Origin of the sequence: Clostridium sp. (genome assembly GCF_016650035.1) — a bacterium.
Classification (GTDB): Bacteria; Bacillota; Clostridia; order Clostridiales; family Clostridiaceae; genus Clostridium_AD.
The window spans coordinates 1-25,546 of record NZ_JAENWM010000056.1; the positions used below are offsets into that span (position 1 = coordinate 1).

General features: G+C 27.9%; 46 protein-coding genes. All 46 read left to right on the plus strand.

Annotation, left to right across the window (positions count from 1 at the left end):
* The first annotated feature begins 193 nt into the window (after positions 1-193).
* The 46 genes from JJD95_RS13155 to JJD95_RS13380 all read left to right on the plus strand — a co-directional run bounded on the left by JJD95_RS13155 (position 194) and on the right by JJD95_RS13380 (position 25,543).
* Positions 194-409: a hypothetical protein gene (locus JJD95_RS13155; RefSeq protein WP_291643484.1), complete on the plus strand. Its 216-nt coding sequence runs from the start codon at positions 194-196 to the stop codon at positions 407-409.
* Between the two features lie 6 nt (positions 410-415).
* Positions 416-715, plus strand: coding sequence for a hypothetical protein (locus JJD95_RS13160; RefSeq protein ID WP_291643485.1), 300 nt, complete (start codon positions 416-418; stop codon positions 713-715).
* Complete coding sequence (locus JJD95_RS13165) at positions 708-908, plus strand: hypothetical protein (RefSeq protein ID WP_291643486.1); 201 nt, start codon at positions 708-710, stop codon at positions 906-908. The genes JJD95_RS13160 and JJD95_RS13165 overlap by 8 nt, the downstream gene beginning before the upstream one ends.
* Positions 909-919: 11 nt before the next feature.
* Positions 920-1,090 carry a hypothetical protein gene (locus tag JJD95_RS13170; RefSeq protein WP_291643487.1) on the plus strand — a complete coding sequence of 57 codons (171 nt, stop codon included), beginning with the start codon at positions 920-922 and terminating at the stop codon, positions 1,088-1,090.
* 27 nt (positions 1,091-1,117) lie between these two features.
* Positions 1,118-2,230 carry an AAA family ATPase gene (locus JJD95_RS13175; protein WP_291643488.1) on the plus strand — a complete coding sequence of 371 codons (1,113 nt, stop codon included), beginning with the start codon at positions 1,118-1,120 and terminating at the stop codon, positions 2,228-2,230.
* A gap of 108 nt (positions 2,231-2,338) precedes the next feature.
* Positions 2,339-2,503: a hypothetical protein gene (locus tag JJD95_RS13180; protein WP_291643489.1), complete on the plus strand. Its 165-nt coding sequence runs from the start codon at positions 2,339-2,341 to the stop codon at positions 2,501-2,503.
* Positions 2,504-2,514: 11 nt separating this feature from the next.
* A complete protein-coding gene (locus tag JJD95_RS13185) occupies positions 2,515-2,757 on the plus strand; it encodes a hypothetical protein (protein ID WP_291643490.1) in 243 nt (80 codons plus the stop codon).
* Between the two features lie 20 nt (positions 2,758-2,777).
* Positions 2,778-3,068: a hypothetical protein gene (locus tag JJD95_RS13190; protein ID WP_291643491.1), complete on the plus strand. Its 291-nt coding sequence runs from the start codon at positions 2,778-2,780 to the stop codon at positions 3,066-3,068.
* A 17-nt stretch (positions 3,069-3,085) separates the two neighbouring features.
* Positions 3,086-3,325 (plus strand): hypothetical protein, encoded by a 240-nt coding sequence (locus JJD95_RS13195; protein WP_291643492.1) that lies wholly within the window; start codon positions 3,086-3,088, stop codon positions 3,323-3,325.
* Between the two features lie 12 nt (positions 3,326-3,337).
* Positions 3,338-3,589, plus strand: a complete 252-nt coding sequence (locus JJD95_RS13200) for a hypothetical protein (RefSeq protein ID WP_291643493.1) — start codon at positions 3,338-3,340, stop codon at positions 3,587-3,589.
* Positions 3,590-3,621: 32 nt separating this feature from the next.
* Entirely contained in the window at positions 3,622-3,870 is a 249-nt protein-coding gene (locus tag JJD95_RS13205; RefSeq protein ID WP_291643494.1) for a hypothetical protein, read from the plus strand.
* Positions 3,863-4,114 (plus strand): hypothetical protein, encoded by a 252-nt coding sequence (locus JJD95_RS13210; protein WP_291643495.1) that lies wholly within the window; start codon positions 3,863-3,865, stop codon positions 4,112-4,114. The genes JJD95_RS13205 and JJD95_RS13210 overlap by 8 nt, the downstream gene beginning before the upstream one ends.
* Before the next feature lies 1 nt (position 4,115).
* A complete protein-coding gene (locus JJD95_RS13215) occupies positions 4,116-5,411 on the plus strand; it encodes a hypothetical protein (protein WP_291643496.1) in 1,296 nt (431 codons plus the stop codon).
* A gap of 12 nt (positions 5,412-5,423) precedes the next feature.
* On the plus strand, positions 5,424-5,945 hold the full coding sequence (locus JJD95_RS13220) for a hypothetical protein (protein WP_291643497.1): 522 nt from the start codon (positions 5,424-5,426) through the stop codon (positions 5,943-5,945).
* Entirely contained in the window at positions 5,917-6,294 is a 378-nt protein-coding gene (locus tag JJD95_RS13225) for a hypothetical protein (RefSeq protein WP_291643498.1), read from the plus strand. Before JJD95_RS13220 ends, JJD95_RS13225 begins: the two co-directional genes overlap by 29 nt.
* The gene (locus JJD95_RS13230) at positions 6,287-6,517 is read left to right on the plus strand and encodes a hypothetical protein (RefSeq protein WP_291643499.1); all 231 of its coding nucleotides are present in this window, start codon (positions 6,287-6,289) and stop codon (positions 6,515-6,517) included. Before JJD95_RS13225 ends, JJD95_RS13230 begins: the two co-directional genes overlap by 8 nt.
* Before the next feature lie 227 nt (positions 6,518-6,744).
* Complete coding sequence (locus JJD95_RS13235; protein ID WP_291643500.1) at positions 6,745-6,999, plus strand: hypothetical protein; 255 nt, start codon at positions 6,745-6,747, stop codon at positions 6,997-6,999.
* 55 nt (positions 7,000-7,054) lie between these two features.
* Positions 7,055-7,240 (plus strand): hypothetical protein, encoded by a 186-nt coding sequence (locus tag JJD95_RS13240; RefSeq protein WP_291643501.1) that lies wholly within the window; start codon positions 7,055-7,057, stop codon positions 7,238-7,240.
* Positions 7,241-7,282: 42 nt separating this feature from the next.
* A complete protein-coding gene (locus tag JJD95_RS13245; protein WP_291643502.1) occupies positions 7,283-7,471 on the plus strand; it encodes a hypothetical protein in 189 nt (62 codons plus the stop codon).
* Between the two features lie 27 nt (positions 7,472-7,498).
* Positions 7,499-7,708, plus strand: a complete 210-nt coding sequence (locus tag JJD95_RS13250) for a hypothetical protein (protein ID WP_291643503.1) — start codon at positions 7,499-7,501, stop codon at positions 7,706-7,708.
* Between the two features lie 40 nt (positions 7,709-7,748).
* Positions 7,749-7,889: a hypothetical protein gene (locus JJD95_RS13255; RefSeq protein ID WP_291643504.1), complete on the plus strand. Its 141-nt coding sequence runs from the start codon at positions 7,749-7,751 to the stop codon at positions 7,887-7,889.
* A 56-nt stretch (positions 7,890-7,945) separates the two neighbouring features.
* Complete coding sequence (locus JJD95_RS13260) at positions 7,946-8,173, plus strand: hypothetical protein (protein WP_291643505.1); 228 nt, start codon at positions 7,946-7,948, stop codon at positions 8,171-8,173.
* A 63-nt stretch (positions 8,174-8,236) separates the two neighbouring features.
* Entirely contained in the window at positions 8,237-8,476 is a 240-nt protein-coding gene (locus JJD95_RS13265; protein ID WP_291643506.1) for a hypothetical protein, read from the plus strand.
* A gap of 63 nt (positions 8,477-8,539) precedes the next feature.
* Complete coding sequence (locus JJD95_RS13270) at positions 8,540-8,686, plus strand: hypothetical protein (RefSeq protein WP_291643507.1); 147 nt, start codon at positions 8,540-8,542, stop codon at positions 8,684-8,686.
* Positions 8,687-8,769: 83 nt separating this feature from the next.
* A complete protein-coding gene (locus tag JJD95_RS13275; protein ID WP_291643508.1) occupies positions 8,770-10,320 on the plus strand; it encodes a hypothetical protein in 1,551 nt (516 codons plus the stop codon).
* A 75-nt stretch (positions 10,321-10,395) separates the two neighbouring features.
* Complete coding sequence (locus tag JJD95_RS13280) at positions 10,396-10,527, plus strand: hypothetical protein (protein WP_291643509.1); 132 nt, start codon at positions 10,396-10,398, stop codon at positions 10,525-10,527.
* 125 nt (positions 10,528-10,652) lie between these two features.
* On the plus strand, positions 10,653-10,895 hold the full coding sequence (locus tag JJD95_RS13285) for a hypothetical protein (protein WP_291643510.1): 243 nt from the start codon (positions 10,653-10,655) through the stop codon (positions 10,893-10,895).
* A 209-nt stretch (positions 10,896-11,104) separates the two neighbouring features.
* A complete protein-coding gene (locus JJD95_RS13290) occupies positions 11,105-11,503 on the plus strand; it encodes a hypothetical protein (RefSeq protein ID WP_291643511.1) in 399 nt (132 codons plus the stop codon).
* Between the two features lie 38 nt (positions 11,504-11,541).
* The gene (locus JJD95_RS13295) at positions 11,542-11,793 is read left to right on the plus strand and encodes a hypothetical protein (protein WP_291643512.1); all 252 of its coding nucleotides are present in this window, start codon (positions 11,542-11,544) and stop codon (positions 11,791-11,793) included.
* A gap of 53 nt (positions 11,794-11,846) precedes the next feature.
* The gene (locus tag JJD95_RS13300; protein WP_291643513.1) at positions 11,847-12,692 is read left to right on the plus strand and encodes a hypothetical protein; all 846 of its coding nucleotides are present in this window, start codon (positions 11,847-11,849) and stop codon (positions 12,690-12,692) included.
* A gap of 77 nt (positions 12,693-12,769) precedes the next feature.
* Positions 12,770-13,861 carry a hypothetical protein gene (locus JJD95_RS13305; protein ID WP_291643514.1) on the plus strand — a complete coding sequence of 364 codons (1,092 nt, stop codon included), beginning with the start codon at positions 12,770-12,772 and terminating at the stop codon, positions 13,859-13,861.
* Positions 13,862-13,891: 30 nt separating this feature from the next.
* Positions 13,892-14,950, plus strand: coding sequence for an AAA family ATPase (locus tag JJD95_RS13310; protein ID WP_291643515.1), 1,059 nt, complete (start codon positions 13,892-13,894; stop codon positions 14,948-14,950).
* 58 nt (positions 14,951-15,008) lie between these two features.
* Positions 15,009-15,449 (plus strand): hypothetical protein, encoded by a 441-nt coding sequence (locus JJD95_RS13315; protein ID WP_291643516.1) that lies wholly within the window; start codon positions 15,009-15,011, stop codon positions 15,447-15,449.
* A gap of 10 nt (positions 15,450-15,459) precedes the next feature.
* On the plus strand, positions 15,460-16,857 hold the full coding sequence (locus JJD95_RS13320; protein ID WP_291643517.1) for a DnaB-like helicase C-terminal domain-containing protein: 1,398 nt from the start codon (positions 15,460-15,462) through the stop codon (positions 16,855-16,857).
* Between the two features lie 18 nt (positions 16,858-16,875).
* Positions 16,876-17,931, plus strand: coding sequence for a hypothetical protein (locus JJD95_RS13325; RefSeq protein WP_291643518.1), 1,056 nt, complete (start codon positions 16,876-16,878; stop codon positions 17,929-17,931).
* Complete coding sequence (locus JJD95_RS13330) at positions 17,921-18,712, plus strand: hypothetical protein (RefSeq protein WP_291643519.1); 792 nt, start codon at positions 17,921-17,923, stop codon at positions 18,710-18,712. Before JJD95_RS13325 ends, JJD95_RS13330 begins: the two co-directional genes overlap by 11 nt.
* Positions 18,713-18,745: 33 nt before the next feature.
* The gene (locus JJD95_RS13335; RefSeq protein ID WP_291643520.1) at positions 18,746-19,258 is read left to right on the plus strand and encodes a PHP domain-containing protein; all 513 of its coding nucleotides are present in this window, start codon (positions 18,746-18,748) and stop codon (positions 19,256-19,258) included.
* On the plus strand, positions 19,230-22,124 hold the full coding sequence (locus JJD95_RS13340) for a hypothetical protein (protein WP_291643521.1): 2,895 nt from the start codon (positions 19,230-19,232) through the stop codon (positions 22,122-22,124). The genes JJD95_RS13335 and JJD95_RS13340 overlap by 29 nt, the downstream gene beginning before the upstream one ends.
* Before the next feature lie 32 nt (positions 22,125-22,156).
* Positions 22,157-22,741 (plus strand): cell wall hydrolase, encoded by a 585-nt coding sequence (locus JJD95_RS13345; protein WP_291643522.1) that lies wholly within the window; start codon positions 22,157-22,159, stop codon positions 22,739-22,741.
* A 106-nt stretch (positions 22,742-22,847) separates the two neighbouring features.
* Complete coding sequence (locus tag JJD95_RS13350; RefSeq protein WP_291643523.1) at positions 22,848-23,216, plus strand: hypothetical protein; 369 nt, start codon at positions 22,848-22,850, stop codon at positions 23,214-23,216.
* 71 nt (positions 23,217-23,287) lie between these two features.
* Positions 23,288-23,698: a hypothetical protein gene (locus tag JJD95_RS13355; RefSeq protein ID WP_291643524.1), complete on the plus strand. Its 411-nt coding sequence runs from the start codon at positions 23,288-23,290 to the stop codon at positions 23,696-23,698.
* A gap of 51 nt (positions 23,699-23,749) precedes the next feature.
* On the plus strand, positions 23,750-23,917 hold the full coding sequence (locus tag JJD95_RS13360) for a hypothetical protein (protein WP_291643525.1): 168 nt from the start codon (positions 23,750-23,752) through the stop codon (positions 23,915-23,917).
* Positions 23,918-23,936: 19 nt separating this feature from the next.
* A complete protein-coding gene (locus tag JJD95_RS13365; RefSeq protein ID WP_291643526.1) occupies positions 23,937-24,110 on the plus strand; it encodes a hypothetical protein in 174 nt (57 codons plus the stop codon).
* Between the two features lie 24 nt (positions 24,111-24,134).
* On the plus strand, positions 24,135-24,317 hold the full coding sequence (locus JJD95_RS13370; RefSeq protein WP_291643527.1) for a hypothetical protein: 183 nt from the start codon (positions 24,135-24,137) through the stop codon (positions 24,315-24,317).
* A gap of 95 nt (positions 24,318-24,412) precedes the next feature.
* Complete coding sequence (locus tag JJD95_RS13375; protein WP_291643528.1) at positions 24,413-24,901, plus strand: HNH endonuclease; 489 nt, start codon at positions 24,413-24,415, stop codon at positions 24,899-24,901.
* Positions 24,902-25,543 carry a hypothetical protein gene (locus JJD95_RS13380; protein ID WP_291643529.1) on the plus strand — a complete coding sequence of 214 codons (642 nt, stop codon included), beginning with the start codon at positions 24,902-24,904 and terminating at the stop codon, positions 25,541-25,543. It abuts the gene before it with no gap.
* The last annotated feature ends 3 nt before the right edge of the window (positions 25,544-25,546 follow it).

Sequence of the window (25,546 nt, forward strand, 5' to 3'; positions counted from 1 at the left end):
GATTTTTATATTTGTTGAAGCCTACAACATGGGTAAAATGAAGATGTATAAAAATTTTTATAGCAATTTATTAAAACATTCTGATGAAAAAATAATGTCTATAATAAAAACATTGAGGTTAATCAAGTAGCGTACTTCAAAAATATTATACAATAAAATAGATTTTTTATAATAGGTGAAAGGAGAAAATATTATGGGAGAATTAAGGCACTATAAAACTTTTACTCAAATAATATCATTTGATCTTAATAGACATGAAGAGAAAATACATAATGAGGAACTATTAAATAAAAAGTGCAGTTTAAAATCAGATGTTGGTAGTTGTATTACTACAAATTTAAATAATTGTCCTACAATGTACTCAACTAAAGTCATGGGGTATTTTGTAGATAATAATAAGGAGGTATAAATATTAATGAATAAAATTTATTGTTTTTCAAATGTTGTTGGTGGTGGAGATGGAATTGCTTATGCTATGGGTGATGATGGAGAAGTATTAGGAAGTCATCTATGCAGTAGTGAGCGTTATGTACCACAGGATTTAGGAGTATCAGAAGGTTGTAGACTTGATAGACACGTAGAATACAAGAAACATTTTCCTGAAGGATATGAGATGGTATTTGTTCATTCTAGTGAGGTTCTAACAGATATAGGATTACAAGAAGCATTTCGTTTAAATCAATTGTTATCTGAAAAGGAGAAATCAAATGATTAAATGTGAATGGATTACCTGTAAATTTAATAGTCATGATAAAGAAGATCATTATACTGGAGCTAATGGAGAATGTAATTGTGAAGAAGAAATATATTTAACTTCTAATGTAAATGATAAATGTGATAGCTGTGATTTTTATATGGATAATTTAATCTGCAAAAAATATATTGGTAAGAAATATGGTGAGAGGTAGGAGGAAGTATTATGAACGAATTATTGGCTTATGTAAATATATTAAGAACTATCATAACTAATTATTATGAAAAAGAAATGGTGTTTTATGATAACGGAGAATGGTATTCAAGAGAACATTGTAGAATTATTTCTGTTGAGGAATTAAAAGAATGGATTATGGAAATTACAAATAACAATTAAACAATACTATTTAGAGGAGGAAGTAATATGAATTTTTCATTAATATATGTAACTATTTTAGGATATTTTGCCTATATATTTAAAGCGATACCTGAAAAAATATTTAATACAATAATAGCAAATATATCTTTTTCATTTTCAACAACATCATCGGATAAAGACGCATATCAGGCGCTAAATAAGTGGCTGTTTTCATTAAATAAAAATGTATTACTAAATAATTTAAATGCAAAAAGAGATTATGCTTCTACTGGTGATAGGACAAAGTTTTCTATCAATTATGGATCATATGTATTCTTTATAGAAAAACTTACTTTAATTTTTTTATCAAAAGAAATAATACAGAATACATATGAGTGTATGGATAAAATAACAATTAGAATTATTGGTAATAAAGATAAATATAGAAACATAGTTTATGATGCAATAAATTCTGATAACAAAAAAGATATGATAAAAACTTATCCATTGCCTGATATTTGGGATACATATTCTATAAGCCGTAAAAGCTTTGATGATATATTTACTCCAAATAAAAATATGATAATTCAACATTTAGATAAATGGAGTAAATTAAAACCTTTTTATAAAAAGCATGGGATAATTTATAAAACAGGGATATTATTATATGGTAGTCCAGGTACAGGTAAGACTACATTAGCTAGAGCGATAGCATCATATATGAATTACAATTTGCACATAATAAATATGAAGTCGTATAAAGAAGAACAAGAATTGATTAAGAAGATTATAAATATTCCTGAAAAATCGGTTATTTTATTCGAGGATATAGACTGTTTATTAAGTAAAAGAGGCCAAGATGAAAATAATAGTAAAAATGAAAATATTGATCAATCAGCAGCCCTGTTAGGAACAGTGTTAAATATTTTGGATGGTACAATGAGTCCAGAAAATGTTGTGTTTGTAGCAACTACAAATTATATAGACAGTTTAGACGAAGCATTAATTCGAGAAGGGAGATTTGATTTAAAAATATCTATAGATAATATAGATAAAGCTCTAGCTGAAGAAATGTGTGATAGATTTAATACCAGTTATGATATTTTAGAAGGAGAGCAGCTTCCTATAAATCCATCTTATCTACAAACTAAAATAATAAAAAATATTATTGTAGAATAAAGTTTTTAAATTAAATTAATAACAATTAAACAATAACTTGACAATGGATAAATTATGTTGTATTATAGTAGATAAGGAATAACAAATGAATAATAATGAGGTGAGAGAGTGGTATTAAAGAATATACGCCGGCTTAAAAGTTTCTTATATGAATATGAAAATAGAGAGGAGATGGAAATTCATAAAGAAAATATGTTAGCAGCAAAGTTTCAGATCGAAAAAGAAGAAAATTTAGAAATTGAGTTTAGCCAGGTAATAGAAGAAATAGAATAGGAGTGGTTAAAATGTACCAATTATACTTTAAAAAAGAAGAAGGAGTGTTACGAATAGAACCAATGAAAAATTTAATGGTTAACACCGATAATATAACAAATATACCTGCTTATTTTAATGATTGTTATATGATATGTAATAATCGTAAGGTGTTAAAGGAAAAGGCTTTAGAGATGCAGTTAGCTTGGATAAAAGAGACTGAGGAAGAATTAAAACGATTGAAGGAAATTAAGATAGTTAGTAGATATAAATAGAATAGGAGGAAATTATTAATATGAGTGAAGATAAAGTAGAAAATGAATTAATTGATTTGGTAAAACAATTAGAAGGTACTGTAAATATAAATGATGTGAATGATTTAAGAAATAAAGAATTACCCTTTGCAGCTATTATTAATGGAGATTCTCTTGATTGTTATGACTGGGAAGATGGAGATAGGCTACAAATAATAAAATTAGTAGATGATTTAGATGAAAAACATAATGAATATCTATGGAAAGCTATAAATCTTGATAGAAATAATGAAACAGGTGGAGTTGCTACTTATCAAATAACAATTGAATAATAATTAGGAGGAATATTATGTTAAAAGATTCTATTAATAAATCAGCTAAGGAGTGTGGTGTTAATCCATATGTATTATCACAAATTATTCAAGGAGAATCAAATTGGAAAACTCCATATGAAAATAAATCTAAGTGGAATAAGGTTAAATTATTCTTTAGAAAATTATTTAAAAGTAATAAGGAAATTAAACCATGTAATACTTTAGGCCTTGGACAATTCTCTATAAATCAAGCAAATAAAAATAATAATATATAGGAGGAATTATTAATGAACAGAGAAGCAAAAGGATTTTATATTAATGGAAGAGAATTTGAGTTATTAGTTTTTGAAAAAGGGGATAGGGTTAGACCTAAAGATAATTCGACTATGGCTATTGAGCCTAATGGGACTGTTGAATCTACAGAATGCAATGGATTGTTTGTGAATGTGGCATGGGATGAAGAAAGTTATGAATCCAAAGATGGTGGAAAAGTATGGTTAGGTACAAAAAGAATGATAGACGGTTTAGAACTATTATAAAACATGTCTTTTATATGAGAGGGAGGAAGTTAATGAGTAAATATGTAGAATCATTAATTAAAGGAAATCAAACTTTGGAATCAGAAGTAAAATTATTAAGGCAAGAAAATCAAGAATTGCAATTAAAGAATCATGATTTAATAAAAGATAATTATAACTTAAAGCAATCAAGAAGTAGACTCCAGGAGTTAAGTTGTCATAATAAAAATAATTGTCCTTTGATTAATAATGAATTATTTTCAGCTATAAATTTATTAGGAGGAATGCATCAATATGAGTAAAATATTATTAAGATTGCTGAATAGTTACTATATGATATTAGGATTTGTGTTTATTGTATCTGCATGGAATGAACCGGAAACAAATACTGGATTAATATTTATAGGGATTGCAGTAGGATGTTTGATATTACAAAAGTTAAATGATGTTAAAGAAAAGTTAGACGATATGGAAACATTATATCTTCAGAGAAAAATTATTAAGGATGCGCGTTTATTAGAAAAATATGATAAGGAGGAGAAATAGTATGGAAGAAATATTAAATATATTTAATCAGATTGCTGCTACAAATTCTCGAAATGAGAAAGAAAATCTATTTGAACAATTCAAGGATAATTTATTATTCAAAGATATATTAAAATTTGTTTATGATCCATATATATTATCGGGAATTAGTTCTAAAAAAATTAGTAAGAAAGTTAAAGTTTCTTTAGAATTTGATTATGATTTAGAATCTATTGAGGAAGTTATGAAATATCTAAAAGAGCATAATACTGGTAGAGATTCAGATATTGCAAATATTCAAGATTTTATATTAAGGCAACCAGAAAATCAAAGAGAATTAATTACTCAGATTGTAACTAAATCACTTAAATTAGGATTTACATCAAATACATTAAATAAAGTTTATGGAGATTTTATACCTTCGTTTGATGTAATGTTAGCAGATAAATATTTTGCTCATCCCGAAGCTGTTAAAGGTGAATTTATATTGAGTCAGAAGCTCGATGGGACTAGATGCGTATTGCTTAAAGAAGAGAATGGAGATATAAAGGTTTTTAGTAGGCAAGGACAGCCGATAGAACAGTTAGTAGAAATACTAGAGGATGCTAAACAACTTCAACCAGGGTATGTGTATGACGGAGAATTGATACTCAGAAACGATAATGGACTAGCAAGTAAAGATTTATTCTCTTTGACAATTAAAGAAGTTAGAAAAGATGGAGAGAAGAGAAATCTTATACTAAATTGCTTTGATATGCTACCTATAAATGATTTTAAAAGAGGTCAATGCAATCTCCCATGTTCCTTTAGAAAGGATCTCTTAAATAAAGATTTATACGAATTTAAATTAGAACATATTATCGAAGTTCCAATTCTATATCAAGGAGAAGATAAGGAACAAATAATCAAACTACTTGATGAGCAGATAGTACAAGAACACGAAGGAGTTATGATAAATATTTCAAATGCTCCATATTTGTGTAAACGTACTAGGAATATTCTCAAGGTGAAAAAGTTTAATGATGCTGACGTAAAAGTATTAGATATATTAGAAGGAACCGGAACTAATATAGGTAAGCTTGGAGCAATAACAATACAGTTTACAGACAATGGATTGTTACATCAATGTAACTGTGGCTCAGGATTTAGTAAGGAAGAGAGAATTAAATACTGGGAGCATCCTGAATTAATATTAAATAAAATAGTTACCATAGGATATTTTGAAGTAAGCAATAATCAGAAAGGTGGAACTGGACTACGCTTTCCTACATGGAAAAGTATAATCAGAGAGGACAAGACAGAAATAAGTATGTATTAAGGAGGAAATAATTTGAAAGGATTCGGGATTAACACAATAGAATTACAAAATGAATATTTACAAGAAGGTATCACAATGTCTTTATTAGCAGAAAAATATCATTGTTGTGAGACTACAATAAATAATTACTTAAAGTTAATATATAATGAAAAGGTATTAAAGAAAATTAGACATTATGGTAAGAAAGCAAAAATAAGTACATGCAATATTGAGGGGTGTGATAAAAGGGCAAAATTTAATGGACGTTGTACAGAGCATTATCTTAAAATTGAAACAGAAAAATATACAAAAGATAAAGTCGTTATCAATTCTAAAAATATTATTTATTCTAAAAAAACATATAGAAATATAAACATTTATATTAATTGTCTAAATTACATTAAAATAATTATTTATAATAAAGTTAGCGATAATTACGTAGAAGCAGAAATATCAAATGAATGTTTTGAACGAGTTAAAAATCATATGTGGAGGTTTAGAAGTGACGCATACATAGGATGCAAAATTGATAAAAAAAGAAGTACTGCTTCATAGATTTATTCTTGATATTAAAGATAAAAATATAGTGGCGGATCATAAAAATCGAAATAAAATGGATAATAAGCTAAATAATTTAAGAGCTATCTCTGCCTCAGAAAATGAAGTAAACAAACGTATGCAATCAAATAATACCAGTGGTGTAACAGGTGTAACTTGGGATAAAAGCAGAAATAAATGGAAGGTCATGTTAAATATTTATGGAAAAGGTCATAATCTTGGAAGATATGATAGTTTAGAAGATGCCATTCAAATTAGAAGGAAAGCTGAAATAAAATATCATGGAGAGTTCATACCAATCGAGAGACAATTAAATAATAATGTTAAAGGAGGTCACTATGGTTAAGAAAGTAATAATAGAAAAAGATGATGAAGGTAAAATGTTAAAGTGGGATGAGGAAAGACTTAAAATTTTCAGGGAGAAGTATAATATTATGGATTCTGAAGAGGGAGTTGAATATGTTATAGGGTTAGATATTGCTAGTACTGATTCTCCAGATGTCAGTGTAATGTGCCAATTTAGATTAGTTGACGGAAAATATATTTATGAGGGAGTTGAGGAGATATAGTATATACATATAGATGTACTGATAAGAGTTGCACTAATAATGACGATTTTGAGGTAGAAACCTCTGTAAATGATAAACCAATTAAAGTTTGTGATATATGCGGAGCTAGAGTTGTTAGGGTATATAAATCAGTAGCAGTAAACTTGAACTTTCCAGGGAGTTATAATTCAACAAAATAATGTTAATGAACAATATGATTAAAGTGTGCCATAAGGAGGAATACAAAAATGAAAGTAATAATTATGAAATTAAAGAGATATAAAACAGTTTATTGGATATTAAACATTTTAATGATGCCTATAAGATTACCTATTTTTATAATCTTTAAAGTAGGAGAATTCGCTGAAAAAGGGCTGGAACTCACAGACAATATAGCATATAAACTTATGAATTGGATAGTAAAAACATTTAAATTTGAAGAGATAGCAACAGAACAGCGTAAAACTAATAAAGACAAATTCAAAAATAATTTTAATTCGTAATACAAAAATAAGCTTCAACTACAGTTTCTGAGAAAGATACGAAAGGAGTTTTAATATGGCAAAAGTCGAATATGAAGTTTGTGATAGATGTGGGGAAAAGATAAACTATCATTCAAGACATTTAGCAAAGGTGTGTAGAACGAAGATAAAATGGGTTATTTGTGGAATTACAAATGAAAATAATTATCAACTTTGTGAAGAATGTTCAGATAAATTGGATAAATTTTTGTACATGGAATAAGTCAAAATACGATTATATGGTGACACAAAAGGAGGATTAAATATGAAATTATATGAAGTTGAATGTTGGCGTAATGATTTGGTTAATCAAAGTGGAAGAACAAAAACTGTAATTGCTGAGAATACAGTAATGGCTGAAAGGAAAGCTACAGAAGGAGGATATTGGGATTGGGCAGAAGCAATCGAGATTACTGAAATTGATGGATATAGAATTGTATTAGAAAAAGTTTAAGTCATCATATAAATAAAGGAGAGAATTATGAAAGCATTTCAATGTAGTATATGTAAGCAATTAGATATAAATGATACAGACGATAAAGCATTTTGCAGATATGGAATAGATGCAAGACAAAAATATAGAGATAAAGCCGACAAAGAAGAATGTTTAAAATGTTTTGAAGAAGTTGAATCTACAAAAATGTGGGGAATTAGACAAGAGTGGAAAAAACTTATGTTAAACAGCTTATAAGGAGAATGTCACAATACAAAAATTTAAGGAGGAATTGCATATGAATAAAAAATTAATAGAAGAATTATATGAAACTGCTGATAGATATCAAGGTAGAATGTCCGAATTATGTATGTTAGCAATAGCTGTAATACAAAGACAAGAGTTATTAATAACTAAATTAGAAGAACCTAAAAAATAAGTAGTTGCATCATACAAAACTAGGCAACATGATTATATGACGAAGGAGTTTAAAATATGGGAAATAAAATACAAGTAGCAATTAATCATTTAAAAGTTGGTAATTTTCATCAAACTCACATTGATATGGCTGTTGAATGTTTAGAAAAACAAATACCTAAAGCAATAAAATACGATAAGAATGGTCAAAATGAATGTCCTATATGCGATTCTCATGTTTATACTGATGATAATTATTGCTTTCATTGTGGTCAAAAATTATTTACTAATTTGAATAATGAGTAATTCGTACTTCAAAAATATCAGTAGTCAATATGAGAATATGACAACTTAACTGAAAGGAGAAAAATGAAACTATTTAATATAAGAGATAAAAAAGAGTTAATAGGATTAATACTTGGTTCAGTATGCTTTTTACCCTCATTTATCATTGCATATAACGTTGGCTATATAACTAATATGGCTTTAGGTATTACCGTATTAGTTATATCACAATTGCTATGGATTACATCAATACAATTAAGCAATTGGAGTTTAGATGTTGATAATAGAAAATTAAAAGAAGAAATTAAAAAGTTAAATAGTTAAGACACAATACAAAACAGGACGTACCTATAATATAAAATGTTCATTATAAAGGAGGTCATATTAATGGTAGTATTTTATCAAAATATAATAGATGAAATTATGGCAGGAGTTGAATATAATTATTCAATAGAAAATCTTACAAAATTAGTAGATTGGGCAGACAATGATAAAAGATCTAAAACTGTAATAAATGAAGAAAGAAAACTTTAATTTAGGTATTGACAATTAAAGGATAACGTAGTATTATAATAATATGGTAATTAAATAAAAATAAGGTTGAGGAGGAAAAGGATATGAAAAAGTTATTAAAAGTGATTGGTGTCAGAGATGAGTATATGGAAGGTGGAGGAGAAAGATTTTGTACGAGAGGGAAAGAGTATAAGGTATATGATGTAGACAAATATGAATTCAGTATAAAGGATGATTCTGGTAACTCACATATTTTTGATATAGATGATTGTGATTGGTTTAAATTAATATATGAGGGAGAACAATTAAAGAATAATAATAAGGAGGAAGTTATGAATAAATTATTTAAAGTCGAGGATAAAGTAAAATTAATTTCAGATTTAGCTTACACAACTGGTAAAGCTGGAGATACTGTTACAATTATAAAAGTTGAAGAGGATGATTATTATATCAGAATAGATAAAGATAATTATGAATGTTTTGCTGTAGATTCAGATTTAAAATTAGTTAATCATAAAAATGTTCAGCAGCTAGAAATCATTACAGAAGGAACTACCACTAGAGTAAGAATTGGAAACAAAGAAGGCGTTGCTAAGTTATTCCATGAGGATACGTATTCAAAAGAATTCGGTTTTGTTGTAGCAGCAGGTAGAGCTCTGGGTATAGATTTAGTAGCTGAGGTGCAAAAGGTAGTTAAATCATATGATAAACCTACAGTGGAAGAGATTAAAGAGTTTGCAGGTAGGACTAAATTAACTGGAAGTGGTTTATCTTCTGTTAAAGGTATAGTTAGTAAAACAGTATCAGGGAGAGCTCTTAATAAATTCCAAGTTGGCGATATTGTAAATGGTGTAAAAAATAATTTTTATAGTATTACTGATGAGAAAATGACTAAAGGTGAAATTGTTAAAATTGATAAATATGGTAATCTTTCAATTAAAGTTATAGAACATAAAGACTTACCTCTGGAAATAGGAGAAACTTATAACGATTTAGAATCAAAGTATTTTAGATTAATAGAAACTCCTTCAATTAAAAATCCTATTTTAAAGGAATTAAAAGTTGGAGATTTAGTTAAAGTTAAATCTGATTTAGTCGTGAACAAAAAATATGATGAACTAGATACTTTTATAGATGATATGGTAAAATATCTTGGCAGAATATCAACTATTGAATCTATTGATAACAAAGGAGAAATGAAACTAAAGGGATTTGAATATCTATTTACTCCTAGTATGTTAGATAGAGTTGGAGAATGTGCTAAGGTAACAATATTTAAAAAGGGTGATAAAGTAAGATTGATTTCTGATGATCCAACGGATGGCTTTGGTGGAGTTAATGTGGGAGATATTGGAACCATAACAAATGTATATAATGATAGGGATTTATTAATAAACTTTCATGAAAATAATATTTGGTCTGGGATTCCAAGTGAAGTTGAATTAGTAAGCAGTCCAAAATATAAAGTAGGCCAAGAAGTAAATAAAGACGAAGCAGTTTCAATCTTAAAAGCAGGAGGAAAAGTTAATCATTATGACTGGATTTATTTTGAAGAAGATAACGTGTTAAAGTATAAAAAACAAAATAGAGAAATCAGAAAGAGCTCAGGATATGATTGTAATCTATCAGGAACATCAATAGTAGTATCTCTATAACAATCAAACAATGACATATGAGAGTTAATATATAAGTTATTGACTCTCATAAAATAAATAGGAGGGAGCCTTACAATGAAATTTATATATTATATCATTCATACAATTATTGGATGTAAGGAAGAAGATTTAGAATATAAATTTAATGGGAATTTAGGAATATGTTCTAAATGTGGAAGAAAACATTTTATATTCAAGAAATATTAGTATATGTTACAATCCTTACAATTAAAATTAAGAAGTTTACAAGGGCATGTACAGTAATATTTTAGAATTAAATATAATATTTAGGTAGTTTATGATAACTTATACAAATAATAGGAGGTATCAATATGGAATTGTATGTATTAGATGTTGAAGGAACTAAAGAAGATATTAGTTTAAATGGAGGGACAAAGGAAATGATTCAAGCAGCGTTAGATAATTTAGAAAATATGCTAAATGACATTGATTTAGATCTAGAAATTACTGTAAAGAAAGTTGGAGATTCTTATATAACTTCCTTTGATAATAAAATCTGGCTCCAAGAATTATATGGATTTAAATTCAGTAAAGTGGTAATCACTAATTTATAAGTAATAGGTGAGCTGTACCACTATAGCGTATGGCAGAATGAAAATAAATTAAATTAAATTAGTTTTGAAATAGGGGTTTACAATTAAACAATAACATGTTATTATATAGGAAGTGGTAAGAAAGCTAGGAGGTTAATGTATGGGCAGAGGTAGAGATTCACCGGTTAAGTTGAAGATACTATTAAATAATAATAAGGAGGAATATATTAATGAGATATAAAATAGGAGATAAGGTTAAGATAAGAGAGGATTTAGTTAAAGGAGACTTAGAACCATTAGTAAATACGGAGGATAAAGAATTACATGTCAATGATGATATGATAGAACTTGTTGGGAAAACTGCAATTATTACAGAATTTACCGAAAATGATTATGATTATAAATTAGATATAGATAAAGGTGATAGTTTTTGGTCAGATGAGATGTTAGAGAATACAGAAATAGATGTAAAAGAAATAATTTTACTAAAGGAAACTGAGTTAATAGGGTATAAAGAACTAGCTTCACTTTTAGCAACAGAACTTAAAGAATTTAATCAAGATAAATATAGTGAGGTTATACATTATATCACAGTATTGAGACCAGATTTAGCTAAATTAGTAATATAAATGTGAGATTTTATAGGAGAAAAGGAGGAATTATTAAAATGTTAAAAATAAAAAATAAAGTTTACAGTGCTCAGGTGGAATTAGCAAAACTTCAAGCTTTCTCAGATAATGCAGTTAGTGTATTTGGTGGAATGGTGAAAGATTTAATGAATGCAAATGAAAGTCTTGAGAATCTAGCAACTAAATCAGATATTATAGTCGATGAACACGCTGCAATGGCAATAAGTGCTAGAGGGAAGATCAAAAGTAATGCAAGCATAATAGAAAAAATATCTAAAATAATGGCTTAAATAAATAAGAAAATAATATAAGGGTAACGGCCTACGTTGAAGGAGTATATATTATGATGCAAGAAACTAGAGGTTACTTTTCAACAAAATGCAGACTGTGGAATTTGAGTAATAAAGAAGCTAAGGACTTTGGTGTAAAAAGATTCTTATCATTCGGAATACAAACTTGTAAAGATAATTCATTATTCGTACAAGTAGGAGAATGGAAGAATACTAAACTTAATATTAAACTTAAAGCTGAAGGGGAAACAGAAGTTACTTCACTTAATGAGCAAGAGGCTATAGAAAAAATAATGGGATCATTTAAAGATGGAGATAGTGTATTCCTTAATACAAGAGCGGAAATAGATACGTACAATAAGAGGATAAATTATTTGGTAAATACAATTTATATTGAAAATGAACCTATAGATTTTAAAACTGATGATTTTAAAGAATTAAATGAATTAAAGATTCCTGTTATTATTACAGAAAAACCAGTTAATAGAAAAGTTAATGTAGGCCTAGTTAATTTTAAAGGTGAGATGTTAGAATTAGAATTAAGTCTTACAGATAATGATGTTAATGATTACTTCACAGAAAATGCTAAAGTTGGAGATCTAATTAAAGTAACAATATCTGTTAATAAAAAACCCAATTATGTTGAAGGTGAAGCTGCAGATAGTGAGCCTACTAGAAAGACATTAAAAGGAAAGTCAGAAGGTGGCAATAGTAAAAGAAGTATTGATGGATATACTGAAACTTTGGAAGTTATTGATGTTGATTTAGAAAAAACTGAAAAGTCTAAATATACAAAGGAAGAGGTTAGAGTGGCATTAGAAGAATCTGCATCAAAGAAAGAAACTTCAACGGTAGATAATGATGTAACACCAATAGAAGATGATGATCTTCCTTACTAAACTATTAACAATTAAACAATAACATAAGAGTTTCCTAGTTTTCTCTGTAAAAACTGGGAATACAAGGAGGTAACAGATTGGGAAAGAAAAATACTATAGAAAATATTACTAAATTTATAAATGATAACTCAGATTGTATATTACTAGATACCGAATATTTAGGATGTGAACAAAAATTAAAAATAAAATGCGCTTGTGGAAATACTTTTGAAACTGTATTTGGAGATTTTAAATGTCATAGTAAAAGGCAATGTAATGTTTGCGGAAATAAAATGACAGCAGATAAACAAAAATTAACAACTGAATATGTTAGAGATTTTATTGAAAATAATTCAGATTGTATTTTAGTATCTGGAAAGTATGATGGTATATTTTCACCGCTAGAATTGAAATGCTCTTGTGGAGAAACATTTACAACTACATTCACACATTTTAAAGATAGCAATAAAAGAACATGTGATGTATGCAGCAAAGGTAAATACAATATTGATTATGTACGCAAATATGTTTCCGAAAATTCAAGTTCAGTATTATTGTCCACAGTTTATGAAGGAGTTCATAAGCCACTAAAATTTAAATGTTCATGTGGGAATGTATTTGAAAGAGATTTCCGTAGCTTTAGAAACGGAGAGAGAAATAAATGTCAGGAGTGTACTGGTAATAAACTTTCTTTAAAGGATCTAAAAATTAAAACTAAGGAAATATCTGAGTGTGAATTAATTAGCAGTGAATATATTGAGGCAAGAAGTAATTTGGATTTTAGGTGTAAATGTGGAGAAATTTTTAATTGTAGTTGGGATAAATTCTATTATCATGCACAAAGAAGATGTCAAGTATGTTCAAAACAACAATCAAAAGGTGAATATGTAATTGAACAATACTTAATTAATAATAGTTTATCATATAAAAAACAATTTACATTTGATGGATGTAGAAATAAACGTAAATTAAGATTTGACTTTGCAATAATGAATAATGAGAAATTAAAGTATTTGATTGAGTTTGATGGAAGCCAACATTACAAACCTGCGAAGTATATGGGTGGAGAGGAAAAGTTCAAGTCTACAAAAATCAATGATGGAATAAAGGACAATTACTGTGAACAAAACAATATAAAATTGGTCAGAATACCATATTGGAAAATTAATAAATTAAAACAATTTATATAAAACAATAAAATTCAAGGAGAGATGTATATTATGAGTAGAATTCAAAAAGCAAAACGTGAGGCAATTTATACAAAGGTATTATTAGGAGGATGTTCTGGATCAGGTAAGACTTTTAGTGCATTGAGAATGGCAACAGGAATGGCAAAAGAATTATCTAAAGTAACAGGTAAAGAAGAGAGGATATGTTATATAGACACAGAAAATAGAAGAAGTTGTTATTACGCTAAAAAGTTTGATTATGACATTTTAGAGTTAGATAAGTTTGCTCCCGAAGAGTATATAGAAGCAATTGATGATGCATTAGATAGCGATTATCATATTATCGTTTTAGATACTGTATCACTTGAATGGCAGTTTTTGCTTGATGTACACAATAGAATGCCAGGAAATAGTTTCGTAAATTTCAATAAAATTTCTCCAAGGCACGATAAATTCTTGGATAAAATTCTTCAATCTAATGCTCATTTTATTGTTTGCTGCCGATCAAAAGAAAAATATGTTTTAGAAGAACAAAATGGCAAACAGATTCCAGTTAAAAAAGGTGTAGATTTAATCCAGAGAGACGGAATTGAATATATTATGACTGTATCACTCAATGTGGATATGTCAACACACACCTATACTTCTATGAAAGATAATACAGAATTATTTGAATACGGTGGAAATATGGTGACAGAAATAGATGGAGCAAATATTATTAAATGGGCTAATGACGGTGATTTAGATGAGAAATACAGTAAATTAGAAAAAGCTAAAGAAGAGGGTAAGGCTAAGATAGCATTAAATGAAAAAGAAGAAGTTAAAAAGATTATAGAGGAAAAAGAGAAAAAAACTAAGACACAGAAAATTACTCCACCAGAAGTTAAAGAAGAAATTAAAACAGATGTTCCTAAATCTACTAAAACTTTAGAAGAAGTTAAAAATGAAGTGATAGCAAGATGTAAGATATTAGTAATGGCAAAGAAGAAATCTATTGTAGCTTCAACTATAGCAAAAATAAATGGTGAAGATCCTAATCCTCTTAATATTAAAGATATTTCAATAGCAGAAAAAGTATTAGCAGCATTAAAAGAAATAAAAGAAAAATAAATTGTTGGAGCTCAGGCTATATTGTTTGAGCTCTTTATCTTAAAAGGATGTGATGTAAATGCGCTGTCGTTATAAATACTGTAAAAATGGAAATGAAATAGCTAAGGAAGATGCAATTAAAGATGGTGGCTACTATTGTCCTGAATGTCATAAAGAAAAGTCATTAAAACAAGAAATAGAAGCTTATTATATTGAGAATTTACCACAGACAGCTATTCAATTACTTAGAAAAGTTATTAATCAATTATTATATACAAGTAATTATGAAGCTGGATATGTATTATTTATAATAAAGAAAATACATGTTAATAATTTTGTATTAAATAATCCTTTTGGAATAGCTTATTACTGCAACGAAGGTAGAAATATAAAAGAATGGAAGAAAATACAAACTAATATAGAATTTAAAAGTATTAAAAATGAGATAGTTCAAGGTAATGATGAAGATATAATAAAGTTCACATATAAACCTAACAAAAAATTTAATGATTTAATATGAGGTGGGAAATATGAAGATTGACTCGATCAAGAAATTTGAAAAAATGCATGGACTATCTCTTCCTAAAGATACTATTAGTGAAACTGGAGTCATAGGAACACTTCTTATGCATCCAGAGTTTATTTATAAAAGTGAATATCTTAAACCTAATCAGTTTTATAATAGGGAATTTGCTTGTGTTTATCATATAATAAAAACTCTTACAGATAAAGGGATTAATGAAATAGATAACTTTATGATTATATCTGAGATAGAAGGTAATAAAGCATCTAAAGCAGTAATTGATGAGTATCAAGATATATCAAAAGATGTTTGTGGATGGCTTGATGATTTAAAATTGGTTGCTAGGACAGATGTAGGAAGTTATGAATTAATATCTAAGAAAATTGTAGCCAATGCATTTAAAAGAGATAGTTATATTAAATTAAGAGAAATGGCTAACGGAGTACTCGAAAGTGGAGAGGATATTAATTCAATAAATTATAAGCTACAGACTGATATAACTAATTTTGCAGATAATTATATAGTTGATACAGATATTCAAACTATGGGAGAAAAAGCAGATGATTTATGGGATAAAATATTAAGCAAAAGAAATGATTCTGGATTCTCCGGATTACCAAGTAAATATAAAGATCTCAATAAATATTTTACTTATGAAGATAGTGAACTTGTTGTAATAGGAGGCCGAGCAAAATCCGGTAAGAGCATGTTCTTCTTGAATGAAGCTATTCATAAAGTAGATAATGGAGTGCCTACTGCAATATTTGATACAGAAATGAAAGATGATTTATGGATGACTAGATTCTTAGCATTGAAATCAGGCGTAAATATACACAAAGTCAAAAATGGAGATTACTCATTAAAGGAAGAAAAACTAATATTAGATGCTAAGGACTGGTTAAAAAATAAACCTTTAGTTCATATATATGATCCTGAATGGACTAAAGATAAGACATATATGAAGGCTAAACAATTAAAACAATCTATGGGTTTGAGATTTTTAATATATGATTATATTAAAGTTGATGATACTAGTGGAAAAGATGTAAAAGAACATAATGTATTAGGTGATATGACAAACTTTTTAAAGAATAAAATAGCTGGAGCATTAGATTTAGCAGTTGTAGCAGGTGGACAAATGGCTCCAAAAGAAAGAAGACTTGCAGATTCTGATAAGATAAATAGATATGCTTCTACAATAGCTTATTGGATTCATAAAACAAAGGAAGAAATGATTAAGGATGGTACAGATGCTGGAAATTGTAAATTATTCATTGATTATAATAGAAATGGAGAGCAAATGGAAGAGGATCAATATTTAAATTTCACATTCTTAGGCAATACTGCAACAATAGTTCAAGCTAAGAAATTTAAGAGTGAGGAAGAAGACAGTATGCCATATTAATCATGGGAGGTAAGCAGAGTGGATTTATTACAATTAAAACAACAATTAAATGATAATCCGGAATTGATAGTAGACATATTAGAAAATATAGATTGTCACCATATAAAAATTATTAATAATAAAAGAGTTCAAGCTGCTTTGCCTTATCCTCATGATAATACTACAAGCGTACAAATATCTCTGAATGAAAATTTATCTGCTAAGGTACGATCTAAAAATGATTATGATTATGAAATTAAAGATATATTTACTTTGATTCAATATGTTAAAGAGAATACATTGACTGAAGCTATAGAGATTGTGTGTAAGATTTGTGGAGTTAAATATACAACTACTGGTGGAAAAAAAGTAGTTAAAAGTGATGCTCATGATTTCCTTAGACAGTTTAAAAGAAGTTTAAAAAAGGAAGAGTATGTTGAGGAAGAAATAATTCTTGATGAAAGTTTTACTGGAAGATTTGTTAGGGAAGATTGCGCTTTATTTTCAGATGATGGAGTTGGATCAGAGTCTCAAAAGAAATTTGGTGTTAGTTATGATGTATTAGATAATCGTGTGGTTTTTGAAATTCGTAATGAAGAGGGTGACTTACTTAGTTTCAAGGGGCGAGCCGGTAGTAAAGATTATAAAATTAATGGAATACCAAAATTTATAAATTACTATCCATGTAATAACAATAACTACTTATTTGGGTATTATCAGAATTCCTTTGACATAATGATTTCTGACGAATTAATAATATTTGAAGCTGAGAAGAGCGTGATGCAATGTGATAGTTTTGGAGTTAACAATTGTGTTGCAACTAATAAAAAAGTAATAAGTCCCATACAAGTTAAAAAATTATTAAAATTAGGTAAAACATTAATAATAGCATTTGATAAAGATGTTTTGCTTAATGAAATATTTATAGAGTGCTCAAAATTTAATGGAATGTTAGATGTTTATTATCTCTATGATAATTTGGATTTACTAAATAAGAAGCAGAGCCCAAGTGATAATAATATAGACTGTTTTAATTTATTAATGGAACAATGCAAATTTAAATATGAAGGAGGAAAAATAATTAATGGACAGTAAATTTTTATCAAATAGGCTTGGCGAAATTAGATATAATAATTATGGTTCTGAAATGAAAATAATAAGATACGGTGGAACATTTGATATAGATGTAGAATTTAAAAATGGATATATCTCAAAAAACAGACAATATAAAAAATTTAAGAATGGAACAATTAAAAACTATAATGATAAGACTGTATATAACATCGGATATTTAGGTGATGGAAATTATGAACCTAGAATTGATGGTGAAATTACAAAAGTATACGATACATGGAAAGGTATGCTAAGACGATGTTATGATAAAAAGAAACAAAAGGAATTTCCAACATATAAAAATTGTACTGTAGAGACTGAATGGCTTAACTTTCAAGTATTTGGGAAATGGTTTAATGAAAATTTTTATACTGTTGGAAATGAAATTATAGCATTAGATAAAGATATATTAGTTAAAGGCAATAAGGTATATTCGCCACAAACATGTATATTTGTACCAGAAAAAATAAATGGATTATTTGTAAAATCTAATAAATCTAGAGGTAAATTCCCCATAGGTGTGACTTGGCATAAAACAAGTAATAAATATAGGGCAGCATGTCGTGATAATATAATAAATGCAGGAAGCAAGAAAACCAGTTGTGGATATATAGGGCAATATGCTACTCCAGAAGAAGCATTTTATCATTATAAAACACGTAAAGAACAAGTGATAAAGGAAGTAGCAGATAAATACAAGGAACAAATACCAAAAAAATTATATGATGCAATGTACAAATATGAAGTTGAAATTACAGATTAACAATTAAATAATAATTTAATAAGGAGGTAAAAAATGAATAATTATATTAATTACCATTCTCACAAAATGTACACAAACATTTTAATAGCGGATAGTCCATGTAATTATGAAGAGTATATATCTCGGGCATTATTTCTAAATCAATCCGTTGTGACCTCAGTAGAACATGGGTTCCAGGGTAATTATTTCTTGTTGCATGATCTGATATTAAAAACTAATATAAAATTACAGAAGAGAAGAGACAAAGGAGAATTAAATGTTCCTAGAAATCTGAAATTTATATTTGGAACAGAAGCATATTGGGTTAAAGATAGATTAGCAGAAAATCCTGAGATTGATGTCAAAACTGGAGAATATAAAGTTGATGCAAAAACAGGGAAAATAAAAACGTATAAAGATAAAAGTAATTGTCATATAGTAATCCTTGCAAAAAATGAAAAAGCTAGAAAAGCTATAAATAAAGTCTTATCAACAGCTAATGAAGATGGTTATTTTAATGGTAGACCTAGACTAGACTTTGAGTTATTATTTTCTTTGCCCCCCTGAATCAGTTTTTGTAACTTCAGCTTGCATAGCCTTCTGGAATAAATATGAGGATATAGATGATATAGTTCTTAAATTACATGATTATTTTAAAGATAATTTTATGTTAGAACTACAAAATCATAACACTTTAAAACAAGTAGAAATAAACAAACATATTATAGAATTAAGTGAAAAATATAATATCAAAGTTATAGCTGGAATGGACAGTCATTACATTAATAGTAAGGATGAAATAAGAAGAGATAAAATACTAGCATATAAGGGATTACATTACGAGGATGAAGATGGCTGGTTCCTTGATTATCCATCATATGAAGTAGCTTTTGAAAGATTCCAAACACAAGGAGTATTAACAGATGAACAGATATCTGAGGCATTTAAAAATACCTTATGCATAGAAAATTTTGATGATATTATTTTAGATACAAAAATAAAACTTCCTACTATGTATCCAAATATGAGTCAACTGGAAAAAGATAATGAGTTAAAAAGAATCATTAATCTTGAATGGATCAAATTTAAAGAATTAGAGAATATTCCAAAAGAAGAATATAGTATATATCTTACTGGAATTAGAGAAGAGGTAGGAGAAGTTATAACTACTGGTATGGCAGATTACTTTTTATTACATTATTATGGTCTTCAGAAAGGTAGAGATAAGGGTGGCAGAGTAACTAAAAGAGGAAGAGGTAGTTCGGTAGGTTTCTTTATAAATACTCTATTAGGATTCTCTAAGGTTGATAGATTTAAAGCTCCTATAAAGTTATATCCTGAAAGATTTATGACAGCAGACCGAATAATAAAGAGTAGGTCACTTCCAGATATTGACAATAACGTTGATATTCAACCACCATTTATAGAAGCATTTAAGGAATTATTAGGAGAACATAGTGTTTATCCTATGATTGCATATGGAGCATTGAAAAAGTCTTCAGCAATTAAATTATATATGGGAGCAGAAGGAATAGAATCTACTATTCAAAATGAAGTAAGTAAACAACTACAGGAATATGATAAGGCATTAAAATATTGTGAGACTGAAGAAGAGGAAGAAGAAATAGATATTAATGATTATATTACCAAAGAATATGTTAAATATGTAGGTTTATCTGAATCATATCAAGGAATTATTATACAAAAGTCAAGTCATCCTTGTGCATACCTATTATTAACTGGAGATATTCGAGAAGAAATTGGAATAATGAGATGTGAAAGTAAGACTACTAAAAAATCAGTATTAACAACTTGTATAGATGGTAATATGGCAGAATTATATAAATATTTAAAAACAGATTTATTAATAGTTGATGTTGTAGGATTAACTGATGATATATGGAAGAGAATAGGGAAACCATCTATTACAAATAATCAATTGGAAGTATTATTAGCTAATGAAGAGGGTAAAAAAGCATGGGATATTTATGCTAATGGATATACATTATGTGTTAACCAATGTGAAAAAGAAGGAACAAGATTAAAATGTATGAGATATAAAATGACAGATACAGCCCAGCTTAGTGCTTTTGTTGCAGCAATTCGCCCTGCATTCAAATCATTGATTAATAACTTCTTGAGTAGAAAATCTTATTCTACAGGAGTTCCGGCTTTAGATGAAGTATTAAAGGATAGTTTTAAATACATGTTGTACCAGGAATCGATCATGGCATATCTTAATTGGTTAGGAATTGAAATGAAAGAAACTTATGATATTATTAAGAAGATATCTAAAAAGAAATTTGCTCCAGAAGTATTAAAGGAATTAGAGAATAGATGTAAAGCTCAGTGGATCAAAAATGTTGGTGATGATAAAGGATTTATAGAGACTTGGACAGTCATGGAAGACGCTGTGGCCTACGCATTTAACTCTGCGCATTCCTACTGCGTGGGTAATGATGGAGCTGAAATAGCTTATCTTAAGGCTTATTATCCATATGAAACTTATGAAGTAGCTTTAAATAGATTTGATGCTAAAAAGAATAAAGATAAAGTAGCTGCTCTTAAAGTAGAAATGAAAAAGGCTTTTGATATTAATGATGGAGAATTAAAATTTGGATTAGATAATAGAAGATTTACATTTGATAAAGAAAATAAATGTATCAATCCTAGTCTAACTTCAATAAAGGACATGGGAAAAAATTCAGCAAATGAATTATACGAGTTAAGTCAAAATAATGAATATACAAATTTCTTTGATTTACTTGTAGATATAAAAAAGACTTCTATTAATAAAACAATGTTAGATATCTTAATAAAAATAGATTATTTTAAAGACTTTGGTAATGCTCAAAAAATATTAGATTTTGTAGTTTATTTTAACTTATTCTATACTAAAAAGGCTCCTAAAATAGCAACAGTAGAAAATAAAGTAATAGATAAAAATATTATAGAAATAATTAAAAATAATTCAAAGCCTACTGAATTAACTTATACAAAATTTAATGATATAGATTGTTTAAATGCAATTTGGGAAGTAATTCCTGATAAGATTATTCCATTGCAACAATCAATATTAAACAAAAAAGAGATATTTGGATATATAGATTACACTAACGATAAATTAGATAAGAGATTTGTTATGGTATCGGACATAGACACTAAATATTCTCCAGTAATGGAAACCTATTGTTTAAGTACAGGAACAACTTGTAGATGTAAAATAGGTAGAAAAATATGGAACAATCAACCTTTAGAAGAAAATCAATTTATTTATATTCATTCAATGGAAAAGAAATTTGGGCAAAAGAAAGTAGGAGAAAAATTAGTAAAAGGTAAAATGAAACCTATATTTGAAAATACAGATGTTATAGTTTGGTGGATAACGAGATATGCCATAATTGATCTAGAAGATGTATTAGAAGATTATTAACAACTAAATAATAATATAAAGGAAGTGAGCAAATGCCTAAAATATTCATAACTCTAATTTTGACAATTGCTCTTGTATTCTTTATTAAACCTGTCGAGATATCACAAGAGATTCATAAACCAATTATAAAAAAAGAAGTAATAGTTAAAAAGAAATCTAAACCTAAGACTAAAGCTGTAGTAGTAAAACCTAAAGTAGTGGTAAAACCTAAAACTATAGTGAAACCTAAGCCTACTACACTACCCAGAGGAGGAGATACATTAGATCAGGATAAAGTAATCTTACTTGCTAAATTGATACAGTCTGAGGCTCTATCAGAAAGCTATGAGGGTAAGTTATGGGTAGGAGCTGTAGTTATTAATAGAATGAGAACTTATAATAAATCTCTATATAATATTATATATCAGAAGTCTCAATTCTCTGGAATACATTCAAATCTATTTAATAGTGTACCTCATAAAAGTTGTATAAGAGCAGCAAAAGAATTATTAAATGGTAATCTAGTATCAAGAAAAGCTTTATACTTTGTAAATTTAAGTATAGCTAGACCTTCATGGATAGATGATGTTGAGAGAATTACTAAAATAGGAAACCATACTTTTTACAGAGAAAAATAATATTATAAAATATTCGTTTTAAATTAAAATAAACTATTGACAATTAAACAATACTACTGTAATATGTAAATATAGGAAATAAATAATAATTAAGGAGGACAAATTAATGTATAAAGTAGGAGATGTGGCTAGGGTAAAAAAGGATTTAAAATATGATGAAGTTTATGGAGGACTTGGATTTATTCTTAGTATGGAAAAATATTCAGGTAAAAATGTAACTATTACAGATATTCTTTATGGAGGTTATTACAGTATAGATTTAGATCATGGAGACTGTAAATGGACAAATGAAATGCTGGAGGACATTTATATTGTGGAAGTAGAATCAACATCAGATAAATCTGAATTAGATAAATACAAAGAATTAACTTCATTACTATTAGGAGAAATTAAATTAATAGACAGGACTAGATATGAAGATGTTAAACATTTTATTACAGAATTAAGAGCTGATTTATCTGAGTTGGTTGGATAGGAAATAAATAATAATAAGTCAAAATATGAGTAAAGTGTGCAACAACAAATAAAAATAAAAGGAGAATTATTATGAAAAATCAATGGACGTATAACTTAAATGGTAGTGAAATATGGGCAGGAGATCAATTTGATACAAGAGAAGAAGCAATAATTGCAGGTAGAGAACAAGTGGTTGAAGAGCAGGAAGAAGCGTTTTGCAATGACAGCTTTATAATAGGACAATGCGAAGTAGTTTCGCCAAGCGGTGTAGATGTTGATTTTATATTAGAAAATGTAGCTGAAAACACAACAGACGAAGTAGGAGAAGTAGGAGAAGATTATCTGAATGATGTTATAAGCAAGCATAGTGAAGAATTAGAAGAAAAACTTAATGAAGTATTGTTTGCCTGGATGAAAAAATACAAATATGAACCTACTTTTTTTCAAATTAAAAATGCTGAGAAAATAGAGTTAATTGAAACAGTATCGTTTGATGATTAATTCGCACTTCAAAAATATCGGCTATTGAGAAAAGTACGAAAGGAGAAAAAAATGTTTATAGAAAAAATAAAAGAAAAACTTATTAGAATGGAAGAGAAATATAATGACACTTGCGACGATGAGGAATCAATGGCAAATGATCTTCTTGATTATGCAGATGAAGTAATAGCATTGCAATCATTATTAATTTCGGAATATGAAAAAGTGCTTAAGAAATAATTAAATTGGAGGTATAAATATGGCGGAATTTAAAGCAAGGGTAATGTGTTATTTTGATGTTGAAATGGAAAGTGATGATATTGAATTAGCAAAGGAAAACATTGAAATGAGCATGATAGAGGAAGTATTAAATGATAAGACAGATGAAAGTATTGAATATGTTAAAGTAATAAAAATAAGTGAAATAGTTTGATTAAAGTACGTAAGGAGATATGGTATGGAATTAAAATTAAGTTGTTTTAAATGTGGTTCAACAGATTTTGAAGTAACAGAAGTTGATAATATAAAAATAGAGGGTAGAAGCTATTTATTGCATGAAGATTATAAAAATTCACAGTTTACTTGTTCAGATTGTGGTTTAAAGGATTATGTTGAAAATTTGGTAATAACGTTTAGGTAGTTGCATCATACAAAAATAATAGGACATAATTAACTAACTCTTATAAAAGGAAATTTTTATCAGATAATTAAACAATAACAAGGAGGAATATATTAATGAAAACTATACCTTTGACACAAGGTCTTGAAGCCATAGTTGATAATGAAGATTATAAAAGATTGAGTAAATACAAATGGTACGCAAATAAAAATTTTAACACCTTTTATGCTAGGCGAGGTGAAAAGTCAGAGACTAAAAAGAAAATTGCTATTCAGATGCATAGAGAAATCCTCAAAATATCAAAAGAAATGAAAATTGACCATATTGATGGGAATGGGCTTAATAATACTAAAATAAATTTAAGAGTTGTTACAGCTAGACAAAATGCACAAAACAAGCATACAAATAAAAGTTCAAAATATGTAGGAGTGTGTTGGAGTAAGACTAATAATAAATGGGTTTCAAACATTAAAATAAGTGGGAAAATAAAATATTTAGGATATTTCACTGATGAATTAGAGGCACACAATGCATATATTAAAGAATTAAAAGAAATTAATGAAATATATATAAATCAAATATTTCCGGCAAAGGAGGTAATTTAATTGAGGGGTAGACTATTAAGTGTTAAAGAGGTAAATAGTTTAAATCCATCTGAAAAGGAATATTATGTAGAATTTGCAGGTATACTTATTGAACATAAAAATGATAAGTTTAAATTAAAATGTGACCGTTTTGAAAGTGATGAAAAAGGCAATGGATTTGATCAAGGATGTATAGGTCTTGATAATAAAAATATTAAAGTTTATGAATATGAGGAGGAGATTATTGTGAAAGAATATAAAACATGGGAACTTCTAAAATTGGCAGAGGATTATAAAAATGAAGGTATATCAACAGATAAAAGACCTAGATATAAGAATAATAAAGGAATAGAGGTCATAATTGGAACAACTGGAGGAGATAAAGGATTATTTACTATAGAAGGTAGAACATATAAGGATTTTCTAACTAATGAAATATGGACATTAGTAGAACCTAAACAAGTAGAAGTAACTTTTATGGAAGCAGTGAAAGCTTTAGAGAATGGTAAGGATATCAGATGCGAGATATTAAACGATACCTATCATTATAAAGCGGAAGATAACTTTGATGAGGCTCTAGGATATACATTTATAGATTATGTTTATGGGAATCCAATAAGTACAAAAGAAATATTAGAAGGTCAGTGGTTTATTAACAATTAAACA